This is a genomic window from Kitasatospora sp. NPDC094019 (genome assembly GCF_044764505.1).
Lineage (GTDB): Bacteria > Actinomycetota > Actinomycetes > Streptomycetales > Streptomycetaceae > Kitasatospora.
The window spans coordinates 1-14157 of the sequence record NZ_JBIWIF010000031.1 but is presented as its reverse complement, the minus strand read 5'-3'; the positions used below and the strand labels follow the sequence as shown (position 1 = coordinate 14157).

The window sequence follows — 14157 nt, the reverse complement described above, 5'->3', positions numbered from 1 at the left end:
CGGTCCATGCTGGCTGGCTCGACAAGGCGTCCGCAAGGTGTCCGCAAGGTGCCCGCAAGGTCGGTACCCAGGCGGTGGCGGCAGGGTGGGAAGTCCGGGCCGGCGTGGTCGGAACGGGCGAACCGGCCGTGTTCGCCCGCCGGTTGAGACCTTCGGAGGAGAACAGCATGCGGATGTACCGTCCCCGGCGGGCCGACGGTTCCGGGAGGACCGCCCGACCCGCTCCGCTCACCCCGGCGGCCCTGGTGGCGGCACTGGCGTTCGCCGTCCTCGCGGCCTTCGCCTCCACGCCCGCGCAGGCGGCCGAACCCACTCGGTACGAGCTCGTGAACGTCCGGTCCGGGCTGCGCGCCGATGTCATGTGGGCGTCGGCCGATGCCTACACCGGCGTCTTCCTGTGGCCGAACAACACCAGCGCGTCCCAGGAGTACGAGCTGCTCGACAGCGGGAACGGGTACTTCCGGATCAAGGCCAGGCACTCCGGCCAGTGCCTCATGCTCGACTGGCGTTCGGGCTCCTACACCAACGGCACCGGCGTCCTCCAGTACCCGTACTGCGACGCCGGTTACGCGCCGGCCGAATGGACCACCGCCTGGGTGGGCCACCCGTGCATGTGCTTCCCCACGACCATGATCCTGAAGAACCGGGCCACCGGCAGGTGCCTCGACGCGACGTCCTCGACCGGTGCGCCGGTGCAGCAGGCCCGGCTGCAGCAGTGGGACTGCATCTCCGGCGACGAGGCGTGGAACACGGGGAACCAGAGCTGGAACCTCTTGCAGCTCAACAACTTCCCCAACCCACCCGGTGTGCGCTGAGCGGCCGCGACGGCGGCCGCGTCCCGGGCCGGACCGTGGCCCGGGACGCGGCCGTTCAGCGCGGGCGGTCGTGCTGCCAGTCCCAGGGGACGGCGGCGAACACCGGGGCGTCGGCCGCGCGCAGGAGTCGATGGGGGCCGCAGGCGCGGTCGAAGCGGGCGCGGCTGCCCGGGGCCGCGTCGCGGAGGTCGGCGAGGACGGCGCGGTCGGGGACGGTCCGGGCCAGGGCGGCGAGGGCCGGATCGGTGGTTCCGGTGCGCAGGGTGGGCGCGGGGTGGAGGGGGAGCTCGGGGCCGTCGGGGTGGAGGGCGTCCCAGAACTCGTCCGCGTAGGGCTGGACGCCGTCCTCGAAGCCGACCCCGTCGACGAGGTCCTCGGCGGTGCCGACCAGCCGGTCCAGCCAGGCGGCGAGCGAGGGGGCCTGGACGTACAGTCCGCCTTCCCGGTACTGCATGAGCACCTGGCCCCAGGTCCCGTCGGGGGCGAGGTCCACCCAGGTGAACCCGCCGCCGCCGTCGTCCGACACCACGTGCCGCGGGTCGGGCAGCGCCGGGTTGCTCCGCCGACCCGGGTGGCCGATCAGGCGGACCTCCACCGGCGGTACGGAGAAGCCGCCGAGGTGGCGCAGGAGTTCGCGCTCGGCGGGCGGTACCGGTGCGGGGAGGGGGAGTCCGGTGGCGTCGGGGCCGGTGCCGTCGAGGCCGGGGAGGACGGCGAGGTCGAACGGGACGCGGGCCGCGAGCGAGCGCAGGCGGGTGGCCAGGGAGTGACCGGTGATCATGGCGCCACGCTACCGGAGCCCCGGGAGCCGCCGGATCGGCCGGGCGGGTGCCCGTCGGCGCGGGAACACGCCGTGGGGCGCCGCACCCGCTATCCAGGGTTCATGCCGCTCTCGCACCCCAGCAGTACCGGAGGACTCCCCGGACGGCGCCCCGCGCCGGGCGGTAGCGCGGCACGCGGCGGTGCGCCATGCCGCTGAGGCGGCCCGGCCCCCGGCGCCAGGACCCGCGGCGCCCGGACCCCCGGGGGCCGGGCGCCGCCGCGCCCGGTGCGGGCCCGGTGCTGCGCGGGCTCTCCGACTACGCCTGGCGGCTGCTCCTCGTCGCGGTGGCCGGGTACCTGGTGCTGACGGTGCTGGGGCGGTTCCACCTGATCACGCTGGCCGCCTTCCTCGCGCTGGTGATCACCTCGGTGGTCCGGCCGCTGGTCGATCTGGTCGGCCGGGCCGTGCCCCGCCCGCTCGCCGTGCTGATCGGTCTCGCCGTCGCGATCCTGGTTCCGGCGGGCCTGCTCGCGCTGGTCGGCGAGACCGTGGCGAACGACCTGGACCGCCTGAGCCGTGAGTTCGAGGGCGGACTGGACCGGCTGGAGCGGCTGCTGGAGGGGGCGCCGTTCCGTCTGGAGCCCTCGACCTTCGACGACCTGCAGCGGAAGGTCGCCGACTTCGTCTCCGCGCACCGCTCGACGCTGATCAGCACGGCCGTCAGCGGCGCCGGGCGGCTGGCCGAGCTGGGGACCGGCGCCGCGCTCGCGGTCTTCATGTCGGTGTTCTTCCTGCACTCCGGGGACCGGATGTGGCGCTGGAGCGCCTCCCAGCTCCCGGCCGCCGCCGGGGAGCCCCTCGACCGGGGCGGCCGGGTGGCCTGGCGGACCTTCGCCGGGTACACCCGGGGCATCTTCGTCGTCGCCGCGACCAACGCCGCCATGGTCGGCATCGCGCTGTACTTCCTGGGTGTGCCGCTGGCCGTGCCGCTGACGGTGCTGGAGTTCCTCGCCTCCTTCGTCCCGCTGATCGGCTCGCCGATCGCGATGCTGGTCGCCTCCGTGGTGGCACTGGCCGCCCGGGGGCCGGTGATCGCGGTCGTCGTGCTGCTGCTGATCGTGGTGATCGGCCAGATCGAGGGCCATCTGCTGCACCCGCTGGTGATGAGCCGGGCGGTCAGCCTGCACCCGGTGGTGGTCGCGATCTCGGTGCTGGCGGGCAGTATCGCGGCGGGGGTCATCGGCGCCGTGGTCGCGGTGCCCCTCGTCTCGGTGCTGTGGGCGGTCTACGCCGACCGGCGGGGCCCGGCGCCGGAAGCGGCTGCCTCCGAGCCGTCCGGACCTCCGGCGGTGCGGGGCGGCTGAGCCGGCGCCGGTGACCCGGGCGGGTTCAGCGGGCGCTGCCGAGGTTCCGGTCGGCGTCGTCGCCCTCGATCATGAGGGTGGTCTCCTCGATCCGGCGGAAGCGGCCGTCGGGGGCGAACTCGCCGAAGAGGTAGACCTCCATCCGGACGGTGGAGCCGTCGGTCTTGACGACCTCCATGGTGTGCCGGTCGGCGTAGCGGTCGCCGTCGGCGAGCTCGTCGTGCACCGCGACCGATCCGCCCGCGACGACCGTGCGCAGGTGGGCGATGTGGGCGAGGAACTCGGTGCGGTCCGCCCAGCTGCCGTCGGTGCGCTGGCGGTAGTCGGGGGCGAAGTGGCGGTCGGCGGCCTCGTCGAGGTCGAGTCCGGGGGTGAGGAGAAGGTCGGTGAGGGCGGCGCGGATGTCGGTGCGGGTGGCGGTGCTGTTCACGGGGGTCCTCCGGTGGGTGACGAAGCTGCAGAGTGATGCGTGCCTCAAGCACGCTTATGACTCTAGCAGGGAAAGCGTGCTCAGCGCACGCTAATCTGAGGGAATGACGGATTCGACAGGACAGGACATCGCCGAGGCCCTCGGGCTGCTCCTCCGCCGCGGCACCCGCACCCAGCTCCACGCCCGGCTGACCGAGGGACTCGGCGAGGAGGTCGACGACCTCACCTACCCGGTCCTCAGCGGCCTCGCCCGCACCGGCCCCCTCAGCGCCGCCGACCTCGGCCGCGAGATCGGGCTCGACCGCACCACCGTGACCCGTCGCGCCGACCGCCTGGAACGGGCCGCCCTGCTCGAACGCCGCCCCGACCCGGCCGACCGCCGCGCGACCCTGCTCGCCCTCACCGACGCCGGCCACGACGTCGTCGCCGTGACCCGCCGACGCCTGGCCACCGACATCGAGACCGCCCTCGCCACCTGGCCGCAGGAGGACGCACGCACCTTCGCCCGCCTGCTGCGCCGCTTCCTCGACGAGGGGCCGTTCACCCCCGACCGCGACTGACCCGGGCCCGCTCCGGGTCGACCGCGCGGCGGTCGCCGGTCGGCGTCTTCAGCGGTGACGCCCACCGGAACGCGCTGGTCTCGGCGGAGTGGGACGGTCCGGACCGGATCCGGCTCACCACGCGGGGCGGTGAGGTGTTCGTGGTGGCCCTCGATCCGGGGACCGGTCGGCCGGAGCGCCGGGTCCGGGCGGGCTGACCTCCGCGCGCGAGGGTGACGCTCCGGCCCGGTCGCCGGATCCGGTGACGGGGTGCTACGCCGCGAGGCTCCGCGCCGCGTCGCGGATGACGTCGAGCACGAAGTCCGGGTGGGACAGCATGGGGACGTGGCTGCTGTCGACGGCGTAGGTCTTCGCGCCCATGCGCTCGGCGGCCGCCCGCTCCAGGTCCGGGTTCACGGTGCGGTCGTTGTTCGCGACGATGTACCAACTGGGCTTCGTGCGCCAGGCCGTGCCCGGGACCTGCTGGCCGAACAGGTCCGGCACCGGAACGGCGCCCGTCGCCAGGACGAGCTTCTGCTCCTCCTCCGGCAGGTCGCCGCAGAAGTCGGGGACACCGGCCTCGGTGAGCCAGATCCGGCCCTCGCTGATGTCGAGCTTCCCGAACACGGGGGTGGCGTCGAACTTGTTCTGCTGGTCCTGCGAGGTCTCGTCCTCGTCGGGAGCGAGCGCGGCGATGTAGACCAGCGCGCCGACGCGGTCGTGGACGCCGGCCTTGGTGATCAGGGTGCCGCCGTAGGAGTGCCCCACCAGCACGACCGGGCCGGGCACGTGGTCGATGGAGCGGGTGACGCACGCGACGTCGCCCGCCAGCGAGTCGAGGCCGTGCTGCGAGCACGACACCGTGTGGCCCTCGGCCTGGAGGGCGGGGACGAGCTTGTTGAAGCACGAGCCGTCGGCCCAGAGTCCGTGGGCGAAGACGATGCTGGCCTTGGTCGTCATGTGTGTCCTCCTGCGTCGATGTCGAGCCATGACGGGAACCGTGGGGCCGGAGCCCACTCCAGCCTCGGGTGGGACCCGCACTTCCGCGCCCCGGCCGCGGCCGACCGGACGTCCCCGCACGGCGGTCCCGCGCGTGGACACCATCGCCCCTCGGCCCGGCCGAGGAACGTGGGACGGCCGCTCAGGGCGTCGGGGTCGGGTCGGAGACGCGGGTGAGGGCGTCGCGGAGGGCGGCGCGGGTGGTGATGCCGAGCTTGGGGAAGGTGCGGTAGAGGTGGGCGCTGACGGTGCGCGGGGAGAGGCGCATCCGTTCGCCGATCTCCTTGTTGGTCAGGCCGCCGGCGGCGAGTTCGGCGACGCGGCGCTCCTGCCAGGTCAGCGGGAGCGGGTCGGGTTCGGGCGTGCGGGGCGCGACGCCCGCGGCCCGGAGTTCGGCGTGGGCGCGCGCGGCCCAGGCGGGGGCGTCGAGGCGGTCGAAGGTCTTGGCCGCCTGGGTGAGGGGGATGCGGGCGGCCGCCGCGCCGTGGACGCGGCGGAGGGCGGTGCCGTGCGCGAGCCGGATCCGGGCCAGTTCGAACGGGAACCGCTCGGCGGCCGGGTGGGACTGGGCGCGGGCGTAGTGCGCCGCGGCCTCGGTGTCGTCCTCGGCCGTCATGGCCAGGGCGCCGTGGGTGATCAGGGCCAGCCGGGGGGAGAGGTCGGGCAGGCCGGCGTCCCGCGCGGCCAGCGCGTGGGCCCGGGCCTGTTCGGCGCGGCCGGTGTGCAGGGCCGCCTCGACGAGGTCGAGCAGGGTCCGGGACGCCTGGTAGGCGTAGGGCCGGAACGCTCCCGGCGGCGTGATGCCGATGGTGTGGAGGAACGCGGTCTCGTAGTCGCCGGCGCTCAGCGCGGCGGTGGCGCCGGCGGCGTCGGCGATCTGGGTCAGGAATCCGATGCCGCGCGGTCGGGCCCACGCGTCGACTGCCGTCTGGAGCTCGCGGGCCTCCGCCGTCCGGCCGCGCACGGCGGCCAGCTGGGCGAGGTAGGCCCGGGTCTGGTGGGCGAAGAGGCCGTGGCCGCGTTCGGTGGCCAGGGCGAGGGCGCGCCGTCCGGTGCGTTCGGCGGCGTCCCACTGGCCGAGTGCCATCTGGTCGAGCAGCACCAGGTGCAGCATGACGATGCCGCTGGACATGGCGCCCGTGTCGAGTTCACGGTCGACCACGCGCTCCAGGTACGGGCGCAGCGGGCTCAGGACGTCGAGGTGGTAGGCGGACACGGCGAGCCGGGTGACGTCCCACGGGTCCTGGTCCTCCAGGCCGGCCGAGGCCAGTTCCACCCGCCGGGACCAGCCGGCGCCGTGCCGGACGACGTCGCTCCAGGTGCTGCCGTACATCCACGCGCGCTCGGTGGCGAGGCCGCCGAGGGTGGCGAGGAGCTCGTGGGTGCGCTGCCAGGTGGTGCGGTCCCCGGCGTACTGGCTGACGGCGAGCAGCAGGCTGACGAGCCGGTCGAGCACCTCGTCGGCGGGGTCGGGCCCCCGGCCCGGCCGGTCGGGCCGTTCCTGTGCGTCACGCAGGTCGCGCAGGTCACGGGCGTCGCGCCGGTCGGGGGAGTCGCGGAGCCGCTCCACGGCCGCGACGATCCGGCGGTGGGTGGACCTGACCTCACCCTCCCGGTACAGCGCCAGGTAGGAGTCCGCGAGGACGGCGGCGGGGCTCGCGTCCGTGCCGGGGGTGGCGGCCAGCGCGAGGCTGCGAGCCCGCCCGAGGTGGTCGGTCTGCCCGGCGACGTACGCGGCCTCGCCGAGCCGCCGGGACCGGTCGACCCGGGTCTCGCTCAACTCCGCGGCGCGGGTCAGCCAGGAGACGGCGATCCGCGCGTCGCCGCGCCGGGTGGCCGAGCGGGCGGCGGCCTCCAGGTCGGCGGCCACGCCCTCCTCGGGGTCGACGGTGGCGGCCGCCAGGTGGGTGGCGCGCCGTTCCGGGTACTCCCGGTGCAGGTGGGCCAGCACCCGGTGGGCGGCGCGGCGCTGGTCCGGCGTGGCGAGCTGGACGACGCTCGACCGCACCAGCGGGTGCCGGAAGGCGAGCTCGCCGGTGGCCGGTTCGACGACCAGCAGGCCGCAGGCGACGGCCGCGTCGACCTCGCGCATGCGGTACCGCGTGACGGGCGCCGGACCGTCGCCGGGCCGGGCCGCCGCTCCGTCGAGGGCGCCCCGGAGCAGTTCCGCCCGGACGGTGTCGTCGAGGCGGGCGAGGCGGGCGGCGTAGATCTCCTGGATCCGCCGGGGAAGCGGTACGCCGTGCAGGCCGAGCAGGTCCTGGGCGGGGCCGTCGCCGGGCCGGGAGGCGAGGTGGACGGGGAGTTCCAGCAGGGCGAGCGGGTTGCCGCCGGCCTGGTCCAGGACGAGGCCGCGGACCTCCCGGCCGAGTTCCGGGTGGCACAGGTCCAGCAGGCGGGTGGCGTCCGCGTCGGCGAGCGCGCCGACCGGCGCCTCCGGCAGCGCCGCGGCGTCGAACCGCGAGGCGGTGTCGGCGCGGACGGCCACCAGGAGCTTGACCCCCGGGCGGCCGGCCAGCCGGCGGCCGACGAAGCCGCACACCTCGGCGCTGGCCTCGTCCAGCCACTGGCCGTCGTCGAGGACGAGCAGCAGCGGACGGCCCTTCGACGCCGTCCAGGAGAGCAGGTCGAGGACGGCGATGCCGAGTGCCATGACCGGCGGTGGCGCACCGTCGGACCGGCCGAAGACCGCGTCGAAGGCGGCGCGGGCGGTGGCGCCCAGCCGGGGGCCGGAGGGGCTGTCGGGCCGGGGACCGGGAGAGCCGTCGGTCCGGTCGCCGTCCGGGAGGAGCGGGTAGAGGAGTTGGTGCAGCCCGGCGTGCGGCAGTCCGCTCTCCGCCTCGACGCCGGTGGCGCGGACCACCAACTGCCCGTCCTCGGCCGCGAGCCGCGCCGCGAGATCGAGCAGGGTGCTCTTGCCGACGCCCGCCTCGCCCCTGAGGACCAGGGCCTGTCCGTCGGGGGCCCGGACGAACGCGGACAGCCGCGCCCGCTCGTCGTTCCGGCCGACCATCACCATGCCCGGTTCCAAGCCCGGTTCCCTCCCCTGCCCCGAAGGCGCGCGCCCCGACCATATTCAACTGGACGGTTAGTTGATTACACTGTGGCTTTGGTGAACCTGTCAAGTAAACGGTTAGTTAGGAGCAGGGTGCATGGAGCGTGACGCCGAAGCCACCAAGCGGAGACTCGTCGCGGCCGGCCGGGCCGAGTTCGCCGCGCACGGGCTGAACGGCGCGCGCGTCGACCGCATCGCCGTCGCGGCACGGAGCAACAAGGCGCAGATCTACCACTACTTCGGGAACAAGGCCGGGCTGTTCGACGCGGTCTGGAACGAGATGGTCGAGCAGATCGTGCTGAGCGTGCCGCTCGACGTGGACGACCTGCCCGGGTTCGCGGCGAGCCTGGGCGACCTGTACGCCGAGTACCCGGAGATGCCCCGGATCATCACCTGGCAGCGGCTGGAGCGCGGTGACGCCTTCAACGGGCTCGCGGTCGCCGAGGTGCGCCGCCGCGCCGCCGACATCGCCCGGGGGCAGGCCGACGGCCGGGTCTCGACCCGGTTCGAGCCCGAGGTCCTGTTCGCCCTGCTCGTCCACGTCGCCATGCTGTGGGCGGCCGCGAACCCGGAGGTGCTGACGGTCGTGGACGTCGCCGACCGGACCCGGAGCCGCGAGCTGATCCGCCGGATCGCCACCGTCCTGGCGGAGTGATCCCCCTCCGCCAGGACGGCCCCGGCCGTTCCCGGGCGGTCCCGGCGCTGCCTTCAGTGGCCCCGGTGGCCCCCGGGGTGCCCGGCCCACACCGCAGGCGTCCGGTCCGACCAGGGCCACGCCCGTTCGAGCTGCCCGGCGAGCCGGAAGAGGCGGCCCTCCTGCCCGTACCCGGCCGCGAACTGCATCCCGACCGGGAGGCCGGTCCCGGTTCCCGGGTCGGGCTCGGCCTCCGTCACCCGGTGACCGAGCGACTCCAGCAGACGCACGGCGCGGGCCAGCGCTTCCGCGACCGGTGGCGCGACCGCCCGCCCGCCCCACGGCCGGGTGAGGACGCCGATCAGCAGGGCGCCCGGATCCCGGTCGACCTCCTCCGCGTACGGCCGGGGCGGCTCCGGCGCGGCGTAGGGGTCGCCCGGCGCGGGCCCCCGGACCAGGTCGAGCAGGACGGCGCTGTCGCGCACGGTCCGGCTGACGGCGCCGTGCACGGCCAGGCCGTTGAAGATCTCGTCCACGGCCGGGCCCATCGGCACCCGCCCGCGGGTCGGCTTCAGCCCGAACAGGCCGTTGTAGGCGGCGGGGACGCGGATCGAACCCGCGGCGTCGGTGGCGTGCGCGATCGGGACGATCCCGGCGGCGACGGCCGCGCCCGCGCCCCCGCTGGACCCGCCGGCGCTGCGGGTGAGGTCCCAGGGGTTGCGGGTGGCGCCGTACAGCACGGGTTCGGTGGTGGTGCTGTAGGCCAGCTCCGGGGTGGCGGTGCGCCCGAAGGTCACCAGGCCCGCCCGGCGGAGCCGCGTCATCAGGGTGGAGTCGGCGGCGGCGACCTGGCCGGCGGCGAGGCGGCTGCCGAGCTCCGTCCGGCGCCCGGCGGCCTCCACCCCGAGGTCCTTGACGAGGAAGGGGACCCCGGCGAGCGGGGTGCTGCCGGGGCGGGGCGTGTCGTCGGCCGGCCAGGTCTCCACGACGGCGTTGACCCGCGGGCCGACCGAGCGCGCGGCTTCCCGCGCGGCCGCCTCCACTTCGGCGGGGGTCACCTCTCGCCGGGCGATCAGTTCGGCGAGACCGACCGCGTCGTGGCGCACGTACTCGGTGATGTCCAAGGGCCCTCCCGGAATCGCGTGCGGCACCGACTGGTACCGCAGAGTTCCACACGATACCGATCGGTATCGTGTGGGACGGACTGGTACCGTAACAGCCCCGGGGAAGCACCGCGGGCCGCGATCGACCGGAGGCCGTGAACAGTCATGACAGTGCCCGCCAGAAGGCCGAGCCGGGTGGCGAAGCTGCCGCCCCGCGAACGCGTCCTCGACGCCGCCGAGGAGCTCTTCCGGACCGAGGGGATCCAGCGGGTGGGCGTGCAGGCGATCGCGGAGAAGGCCGGGACCACCAAAATGGCGATCTACCGTCATTTCGAGACCAAGGACGCGCTGGTCGCGGAGTGGCTGCGGATCGTCGTCGCCGACTACCGGGCCGCGTTCGACCGGGTCGAGGCGGAGCACCCGGACCGGCCCGAGGAACAGATCCTGGGCCTGGCCCGCTTCATCGCCGAGGGACTGCCGACGCTCTCGTACCGGGGCTGCCCGTTCGTCAACTCCCTCGCCGAACTGCCCGACCGCTCCCACCCGGGGCGGCAGGTGATCGAGGAGCACAAGGAGTTCCAGCTCCGACGGCTGACCGGCAGCTGTGTGCGGGCCGGGCTCTCCGACCCCGGACAGGCGGCGGCCGAGATCACCTTCGTGCTCGAAGGCGCCCAGATCAGCACCCAGAACGGGAGCGTGGACCGGGTGGGCGAGCGACTGCTGCGGGCGGTCGAGGGCGTCGTGGCCCGGTACCGCCCGGCCGCCGCCACCTGACGGCGGCGGCGCGTCCGGGGTTCGGCAGTGCCGTCGGCACCGCCGTCCGCACCGCCGTCCGCACCGCCGTCAGTCCAGTACTGCCACAGGTACTGCTGTCAGCACTGCCAGAGGAACGCCGCGCCGGCGCAGGGGGAGCAGGTGAAGGCGTAGGCCCGGCCACTGCCGAAGTTCATGGCGGTGACGGGATCGGGCCCCTCCTGGAGCTGGACGGCGAGCCGCATCGGCTCGGCACAGGCCGGGCAGTCCGGTGTCTCGTCGTTCTGGAGCCAGGCCGGGGCGCCGTTGAGCTGGCCGAGCACGTGGGTGCGGGGGCGGCCGGTCCGGTCCGCCCAGGCGGCGCGGGCGCGGTCGAAGTCCGGTGCGTCCGCGAGGAACTGGGCCTCGGCGGCGCGGGTGGCGCCGAGGAGCAGGAGATCCTCGTCGTCCTCGTCGTCCTCGTCGCCGAAGTCGTCCTCGTCCTCGTCGGGGTCGGCGTCCTCACGGCCCTCGGGGTCGGACCGCACCGGAAGGGGGATCGGCACCAGCGCGTCGGCCGCGAGGACCAGCGCGACGTTGGCACCCGAACGGGCGTCCCAGTCCCGGCACTCTCCCGGACGGTTCTGGCAGGCGAACAGAACCAGCACCCGGTCCTGGGGACCCGGACCTCCGGTCACGGCGGCGCCGGACCCGTCCAGCACGATCTGCGCGAGGAACCGCATCGGGCCGCCGCAATCGGCACAGGTCGGCCAGGCGGTGCCGGGCGGGGCGAGCGGCACGCCGCCGGTGCGCGTGACCGTCGCATCGTCCGCGACCGGGCCGCCCTCGGTGATCAGGGTCGTCATACGGCCCGACTGTAGGACACCGCGGCGACACCGCCCGGCCGCGGTCGGGGGACGGGGGCTTGGCAGGCGGGCGGGGGAGTCTTGTATCGTTCTTCGCGAATCATCCAGAGGGGTGGAGGGACCGGCCCTACGAAGCCCCGGCAGCTCCCCGTTCGACCCGGCGTCCGAAGTACGCGCCGTGCCGTCCGGGATCAGTGCCAACTCCGGCCTGTCGCCAATGTGGCGCGGGAAAGATGAGGAGACACGGTGCTCTCTGTGCTGTCCTTCCGCCGGGCGCTTCCCGTCCCGGACCTTTCGCGTACCCGTCTCGTGCCCGGCGCAGGCAATCGGCCCACTTGCTCGGCCCGCCCTCGCTGACCACCCCCCCCGCTCCCCACGGGGGGCCTCCGCGAGCGCGCCCCGGGCGGCTCGCGGGATCTGAGACGGAGACATCCATGGACAACACGAGCGGCGTCGGCGTGCTCGACAAGGTCACCTCGATCCTCGGCACCCTGGAGGCCGGACCGACCACCCTGGCCGGCCTCGTCGCGGTGACCGGCCTGGCCCGGCCCACGGCGCACCGGCTCGCCGTCGCACTCGAACAGCACCGGCTGGTCGCCCGTGACGTGGAGGGCCGCTTCATCCTCGGCCCCCGGCTCGGTGAACTCTCGGCCGCCGCCGGGGAGGACCGGCTGCTGGCCGCCGCCGGCCCGGTCCTCGCCCGGCTGCGCGACGTCAGCGGGGAGAGCGCCCAGCTCTACCGTCGGCAGGGCGGTGTCCGGATCTGCGTGGCCGCCGCCGAGCGCCTCTCCGGGCTGCGCGACACCGTTCCGGTGGGAGTCACCCTCCCGATGAAGGTCGGCGCCGCCGCCCAGGTCCTGCTGGCCTGGGAGGAGCCCGAGCGGCTCCACCGCGGCCTCCAGGGCGCCAGCTTCACCGCGACCGCGCTGAGCGGCGTCCGGCGCCGTGGCTGGGCCCAGTCGATCGGGGAACGCGAGCTCGGGGTCGCGTCCGTCTCCGCCCCGGTCCGGGGGCCGGCGAACCGGGTCGTGGCCGCCGTGGCCGTCTCCGGCCCGATCGAGCGGTTGACCCGCCACCCCGGCGCCCTTCTCTCGCAGACGGTCGTCGAAGCGGCCGACCGTCTCACCGAGGCCCTCCGCCTCACCTGACGGGCCCGGTCGCGGGGGCCGCCCCCCGCGACCGGCGGCCGGGCGAGTCAGCGCAGGCTGTCGAGGTCGATGCTGTCCGCCATCACGCGGTAGCCGAGCGGCCCGGGGTGGAGGTGGTCGCCGGCGTGGAGGCCGTCCGGGATCGCGCCGGTGCCCTCGGGATCGACGGCGCGGTCGAAGTCGGCCACCGCGTCGTACGCGCCGGAGGTACGGATCCACTCGTTGAGGTCGCGGCGCAGCCGGTCGGCGCCCGCGGTCCAGAACGGCGCGCCGCCGAAGGGCATCAGGGTGGCTCCGACGGCCTTGACGCCCCGGGCGTGGGCGGCCCGGATCAGGGCGCGGTGGGCGTTGATCAGCCGCTGGAGCGTCACGGGCGGGTCGTCGCGGTCCACGCCGCAGATCTGGTCGCCGCCGCGGAGGATGTCGTTCATGCCGTGGGAGACGATGACGGTGCCCACGTTCGGTCGGTCCAGCACATCGCGCCGGAAGCGGCTCAGCGCGCTGTCCCCGGCGCAGGCGGAATCGGCGAGCATCTTGTTCGAGCCGATGCCGGCGTTGAGGACGGGGCGCGGTCGGCCGGCGGCGACGAGCCGCTCGGCGAGGAGGTCTGGATAGCGGTCGTCGCCGTCGACGGTGGCGCCGAACCCGTCGGTGGTGGACTCGCCGAACGCCACCACCGCCCTGCCCACGGGCCGCCCGCCGGTGACCTCGACCCCGCCGAGGTAGTACCAGGAGCCGTACCCGGGGCGGACGGCATCGGTGAACGCCGCCGCATCGGTGTCCCCGCGGTGGTCGCCGTCGGCCCGGTAGGTCGTGGTCATGGACAGCTGGTGGTAGGTGGCCGGGCCGGTCGCGCCGTCGAACCAGAGCGTCAGCGCCACCCGGTCGCGGGCCGCCACCGGCAGCGGCACCGGATCGCTGAGGACCTCTCCGCCCGCGGGGACGACGACGGAGTCCCGGTGCCCGAAGCGCAAGGGCAGTACTGTCCCCGGGACGACGGCCGCCCCGTCGGCGGCGCGGCCGACAGTGGCCCCGCTCAGCCGCAGTGGTGTCGTCCCGTAGAGATTGGACAGCCGGAACCGGAGGGCCTTGCCACCGGTGCCCAGTCGCACCACCTGCCGTACCGACTGGTGGTCGAAGCCCCGCACGGCCCAGGTCTCGAACCACGGCGCCGAGGAGGGCCGCATCATCGGCGCGGACCAGGCGGCCGACCAGCGCTGGGGATACGCCGAGGAAGTGTCCCCGGTGGCCGATGCGGCGGCCGGCGCGGGGAGGGAGGTGGCGGTGACGGAGAGGGCGGCGGTCAGCGCGGCGACGGAAGCGGCGCGGGCGAACGAGTGCATGGAGCGCTCCTCGGGAAGGTCGGTCGGTCCTGCCCTGCTGACCCGGGGCGGTGCGGGAATGTGACAGCGGATGTGACAGCGGACCAGCCCGGCCGGTCGACGAACCGGGCCGGCCGGGCGCGATTTGTTCTGAGCGCGCGGGAGGAGTACTGTCGCCCAGTCGCCTGGCAGGGAGCACCGGACACGCAACAAGCGCGGACGGTCCCGGGGCGGCCAATCTTCTGGAAATAACATCGCCACCCGGCTTCGGGTTTCTTTGTCGTGTCCATTTATGAGGATTGCGGCCGGATTCGCTTTTCGGGGCGGGGATCGGCTAGAGTTTGAAACGTCGGACGGGGCGTCAAGCCGCAGAAGACACCAGCGAGTT

The 14157-nt window shown here is 74.7% G+C and carries 13 protein-coding genes and 1 riboswitch; of the genes, 6 read left to right on the top strand and 7 right to left on the bottom strand.

Features of this window, described 5'->3' with window-relative positions; genetic code table 11:
* Nucleotides 1-167 precede the first annotated feature (167 nt).
* On the top strand, nucleotides 168-815 hold the full coding sequence (locus ACIQ9P_RS37375) for an RICIN domain-containing protein (RefSeq protein WP_402366382.1): 648 nt from the start codon (nucleotides 168-170) through the stop codon (nucleotides 813-815).
* Nucleotides 816-870: 55 nt separating this feature from the next.
* Here ACIQ9P_RS37375 and ACIQ9P_RS37370 read toward each other — a convergent pair whose 3' ends face one another.
* Nucleotides 871-1596, bottom strand: a complete 726-nt coding sequence (locus ACIQ9P_RS37370; protein WP_402366379.1) for an SMI1/KNR4 family protein — start codon at nucleotides 1594-1596, stop codon at nucleotides 871-873.
* Between the two features lie 188 nt (nucleotides 1597-1784).
* Here ACIQ9P_RS37370 and ACIQ9P_RS37365 point away from each other — a divergent pair, with 188 nt between their 5' ends.
* The gene (locus ACIQ9P_RS37365) at nucleotides 1785-2942 is read left to right on the top strand and encodes an AI-2E family transporter (RefSeq protein WP_402366376.1); all 1158 of its coding nucleotides are present in this window, start codon (nucleotides 1785-1787) and stop codon (nucleotides 2940-2942) included.
* 25 nt (nucleotides 2943-2967) lie between these two features.
* Here the strand turns inward: ACIQ9P_RS37365 and ACIQ9P_RS37360 are convergent, their stop codons facing one another.
* Nucleotides 2968-3372 carry a nuclear transport factor 2 family protein gene (locus tag ACIQ9P_RS37360; protein ID WP_402366373.1) on the bottom strand — a complete coding sequence of 135 codons (405 nt, stop codon included), beginning with the start codon at nucleotides 3370-3372 and terminating at the stop codon, nucleotides 2968-2970.
* Nucleotides 3373-3475: 103 nt separating this feature from the next.
* Here ACIQ9P_RS37360 and ACIQ9P_RS37355 point away from each other — a divergent pair, with 103 nt between their 5' ends.
* A complete protein-coding gene (locus ACIQ9P_RS37355; RefSeq protein WP_402366370.1) occupies nucleotides 3476-3931 on the top strand; it encodes a MarR family winged helix-turn-helix transcriptional regulator in 456 nt (151 codons plus the stop codon).
* Between the two features lie 252 nt (nucleotides 3932-4183).
* Here the strand turns inward: ACIQ9P_RS37355 and ACIQ9P_RS37350 are convergent, their stop codons facing one another.
* Nucleotides 4184-4870 (bottom strand): alpha/beta fold hydrolase, encoded by a 687-nt coding sequence (locus ACIQ9P_RS37350; protein WP_402366367.1) that lies wholly within the window; start codon nucleotides 4868-4870, stop codon nucleotides 4184-4186.
* A gap of 181 nt (nucleotides 4871-5051) precedes the next feature.
* Entirely contained in the window at nucleotides 5052-7940 is a 2889-nt protein-coding gene (locus ACIQ9P_RS37345) for an AAA family ATPase (RefSeq protein ID WP_402366364.1), read from the bottom strand.
* 121 nt (nucleotides 7941-8061) lie between these two features.
* Between ACIQ9P_RS37345 and ACIQ9P_RS37340 the strand changes: the two genes are divergently transcribed.
* Nucleotides 8062-8619 (top strand): TetR family transcriptional regulator, encoded by a 558-nt coding sequence (locus tag ACIQ9P_RS37340; protein ID WP_402366362.1) that lies wholly within the window; start codon nucleotides 8062-8064, stop codon nucleotides 8617-8619.
* Nucleotides 8620-8672: 53 nt separating this feature from the next.
* On the opposite strand, the gene ACIQ9P_RS37335 is transcribed toward ACIQ9P_RS37340, so the two are convergent.
* A complete protein-coding gene (locus ACIQ9P_RS37335) occupies nucleotides 8673-9722 on the bottom strand; it encodes an amidase (protein WP_402366359.1) in 1050 nt (349 codons plus the stop codon).
* A gap of 144 nt (nucleotides 9723-9866) precedes the next feature.
* On the opposite strand from ACIQ9P_RS37335, the gene ACIQ9P_RS37330 reads away from it, so the two are divergent.
* Entirely contained in the window at nucleotides 9867-10475 is a 609-nt protein-coding gene (locus ACIQ9P_RS37330) for a TetR/AcrR family transcriptional regulator (RefSeq protein ID WP_402366356.1), read from the top strand.
* Nucleotides 10476-10573: 98 nt separating this feature from the next.
* Here the strand turns inward: ACIQ9P_RS37330 and ACIQ9P_RS37325 are convergent, their stop codons facing one another.
* Nucleotides 10574-11299, bottom strand: coding sequence for a DUF1963 domain-containing protein (locus tag ACIQ9P_RS37325; RefSeq protein WP_402366353.1), 726 nt, complete (start codon nucleotides 11297-11299; stop codon nucleotides 10574-10576).
* A gap of 97 nt (nucleotides 11300-11396) precedes the next feature.
* A riboswitch (SAM riboswitch) is annotated at nucleotides 11397-11539 on the top strand.
* Nucleotides 11540-11733: 194 nt separating this feature from the next.
* Between ACIQ9P_RS37325 and ACIQ9P_RS37320 the strand changes: the two genes are divergently transcribed.
* Nucleotides 11734-12447, top strand: coding sequence for an IclR family transcriptional regulator (locus ACIQ9P_RS37320; protein WP_402366350.1), 714 nt, complete (start codon nucleotides 11734-11736; stop codon nucleotides 12445-12447).
* A gap of 47 nt (nucleotides 12448-12494) precedes the next feature.
* Here the strand turns inward: ACIQ9P_RS37320 and ACIQ9P_RS37315 are convergent, their stop codons facing one another.
* Nucleotides 12495-13790, bottom strand: coding sequence for an SGNH/GDSL hydrolase family protein (locus ACIQ9P_RS37315; RefSeq protein WP_402366347.1), 1296 nt, complete (start codon nucleotides 13788-13790; stop codon nucleotides 12495-12497).
* Between the last annotated feature and the right edge of the window lie 367 nt (nucleotides 13791-14157).

Excerpts from the sequence above, each read along its gene's own strand:
- ACIQ9P_RS37365 (WP_402366376.1), top strand. The coding sequence starts at position 1,785 with ATGCCGCTGAGGCGGCCCGGCCCCCGGCGCCAGGACCCGCGGCGCCCG.
- ACIQ9P_RS37375 (WP_402366382.1), top strand. The coding sequence starts at position 168 with ATGCGGATGTACCGTCCCCGGCGGGCCGACGGTTCCGGGAGGACCGCC.
- ACIQ9P_RS37350 (WP_402366367.1), bottom strand. The coding sequence starts at position 4,870 with ATGACGACCAAGGCCAGCATCGTCTTCGCCCACGGACTCTGGGCCGAC.
- ACIQ9P_RS37340 (WP_402366362.1), top strand. The coding sequence starts at position 8,062 with ATGGAGCGTGACGCCGAAGCCACCAAGCGGAGACTCGTCGCGGCCGGC.
- ACIQ9P_RS37370 (WP_402366379.1), bottom strand. The coding sequence starts at position 1,596 with ATGATCACCGGTCACTCCCTGGCCACCCGCCTGCGCTCGCTCGCGGCC.
- ACIQ9P_RS37325 (WP_402366353.1), bottom strand. The coding sequence starts at position 11,299 with ATGACGACCCTGATCACCGAGGGCGGCCCGGTCGCGGACGATGCGACG.
- ACIQ9P_RS37315 (WP_402366347.1), bottom strand. The coding sequence starts at position 13,790 with ATGCACTCGTTCGCCCGCGCCGCTTCCGTCGCCGCGCTGACCGCCGCC.
- ACIQ9P_RS37320 (WP_402366350.1), top strand. The coding sequence starts at position 11,734 with ATGGACAACACGAGCGGCGTCGGCGTGCTCGACAAGGTCACCTCGATC.
- ACIQ9P_RS37355 (WP_402366370.1), top strand. The coding sequence starts at position 3,476 with ATGACGGATTCGACAGGACAGGACATCGCCGAGGCCCTCGGGCTGCTC.
- ACIQ9P_RS37330 (WP_402366356.1), top strand. The coding sequence starts at position 9,867 with ATGACAGTGCCCGCCAGAAGGCCGAGCCGGGTGGCGAAGCTGCCGCCC.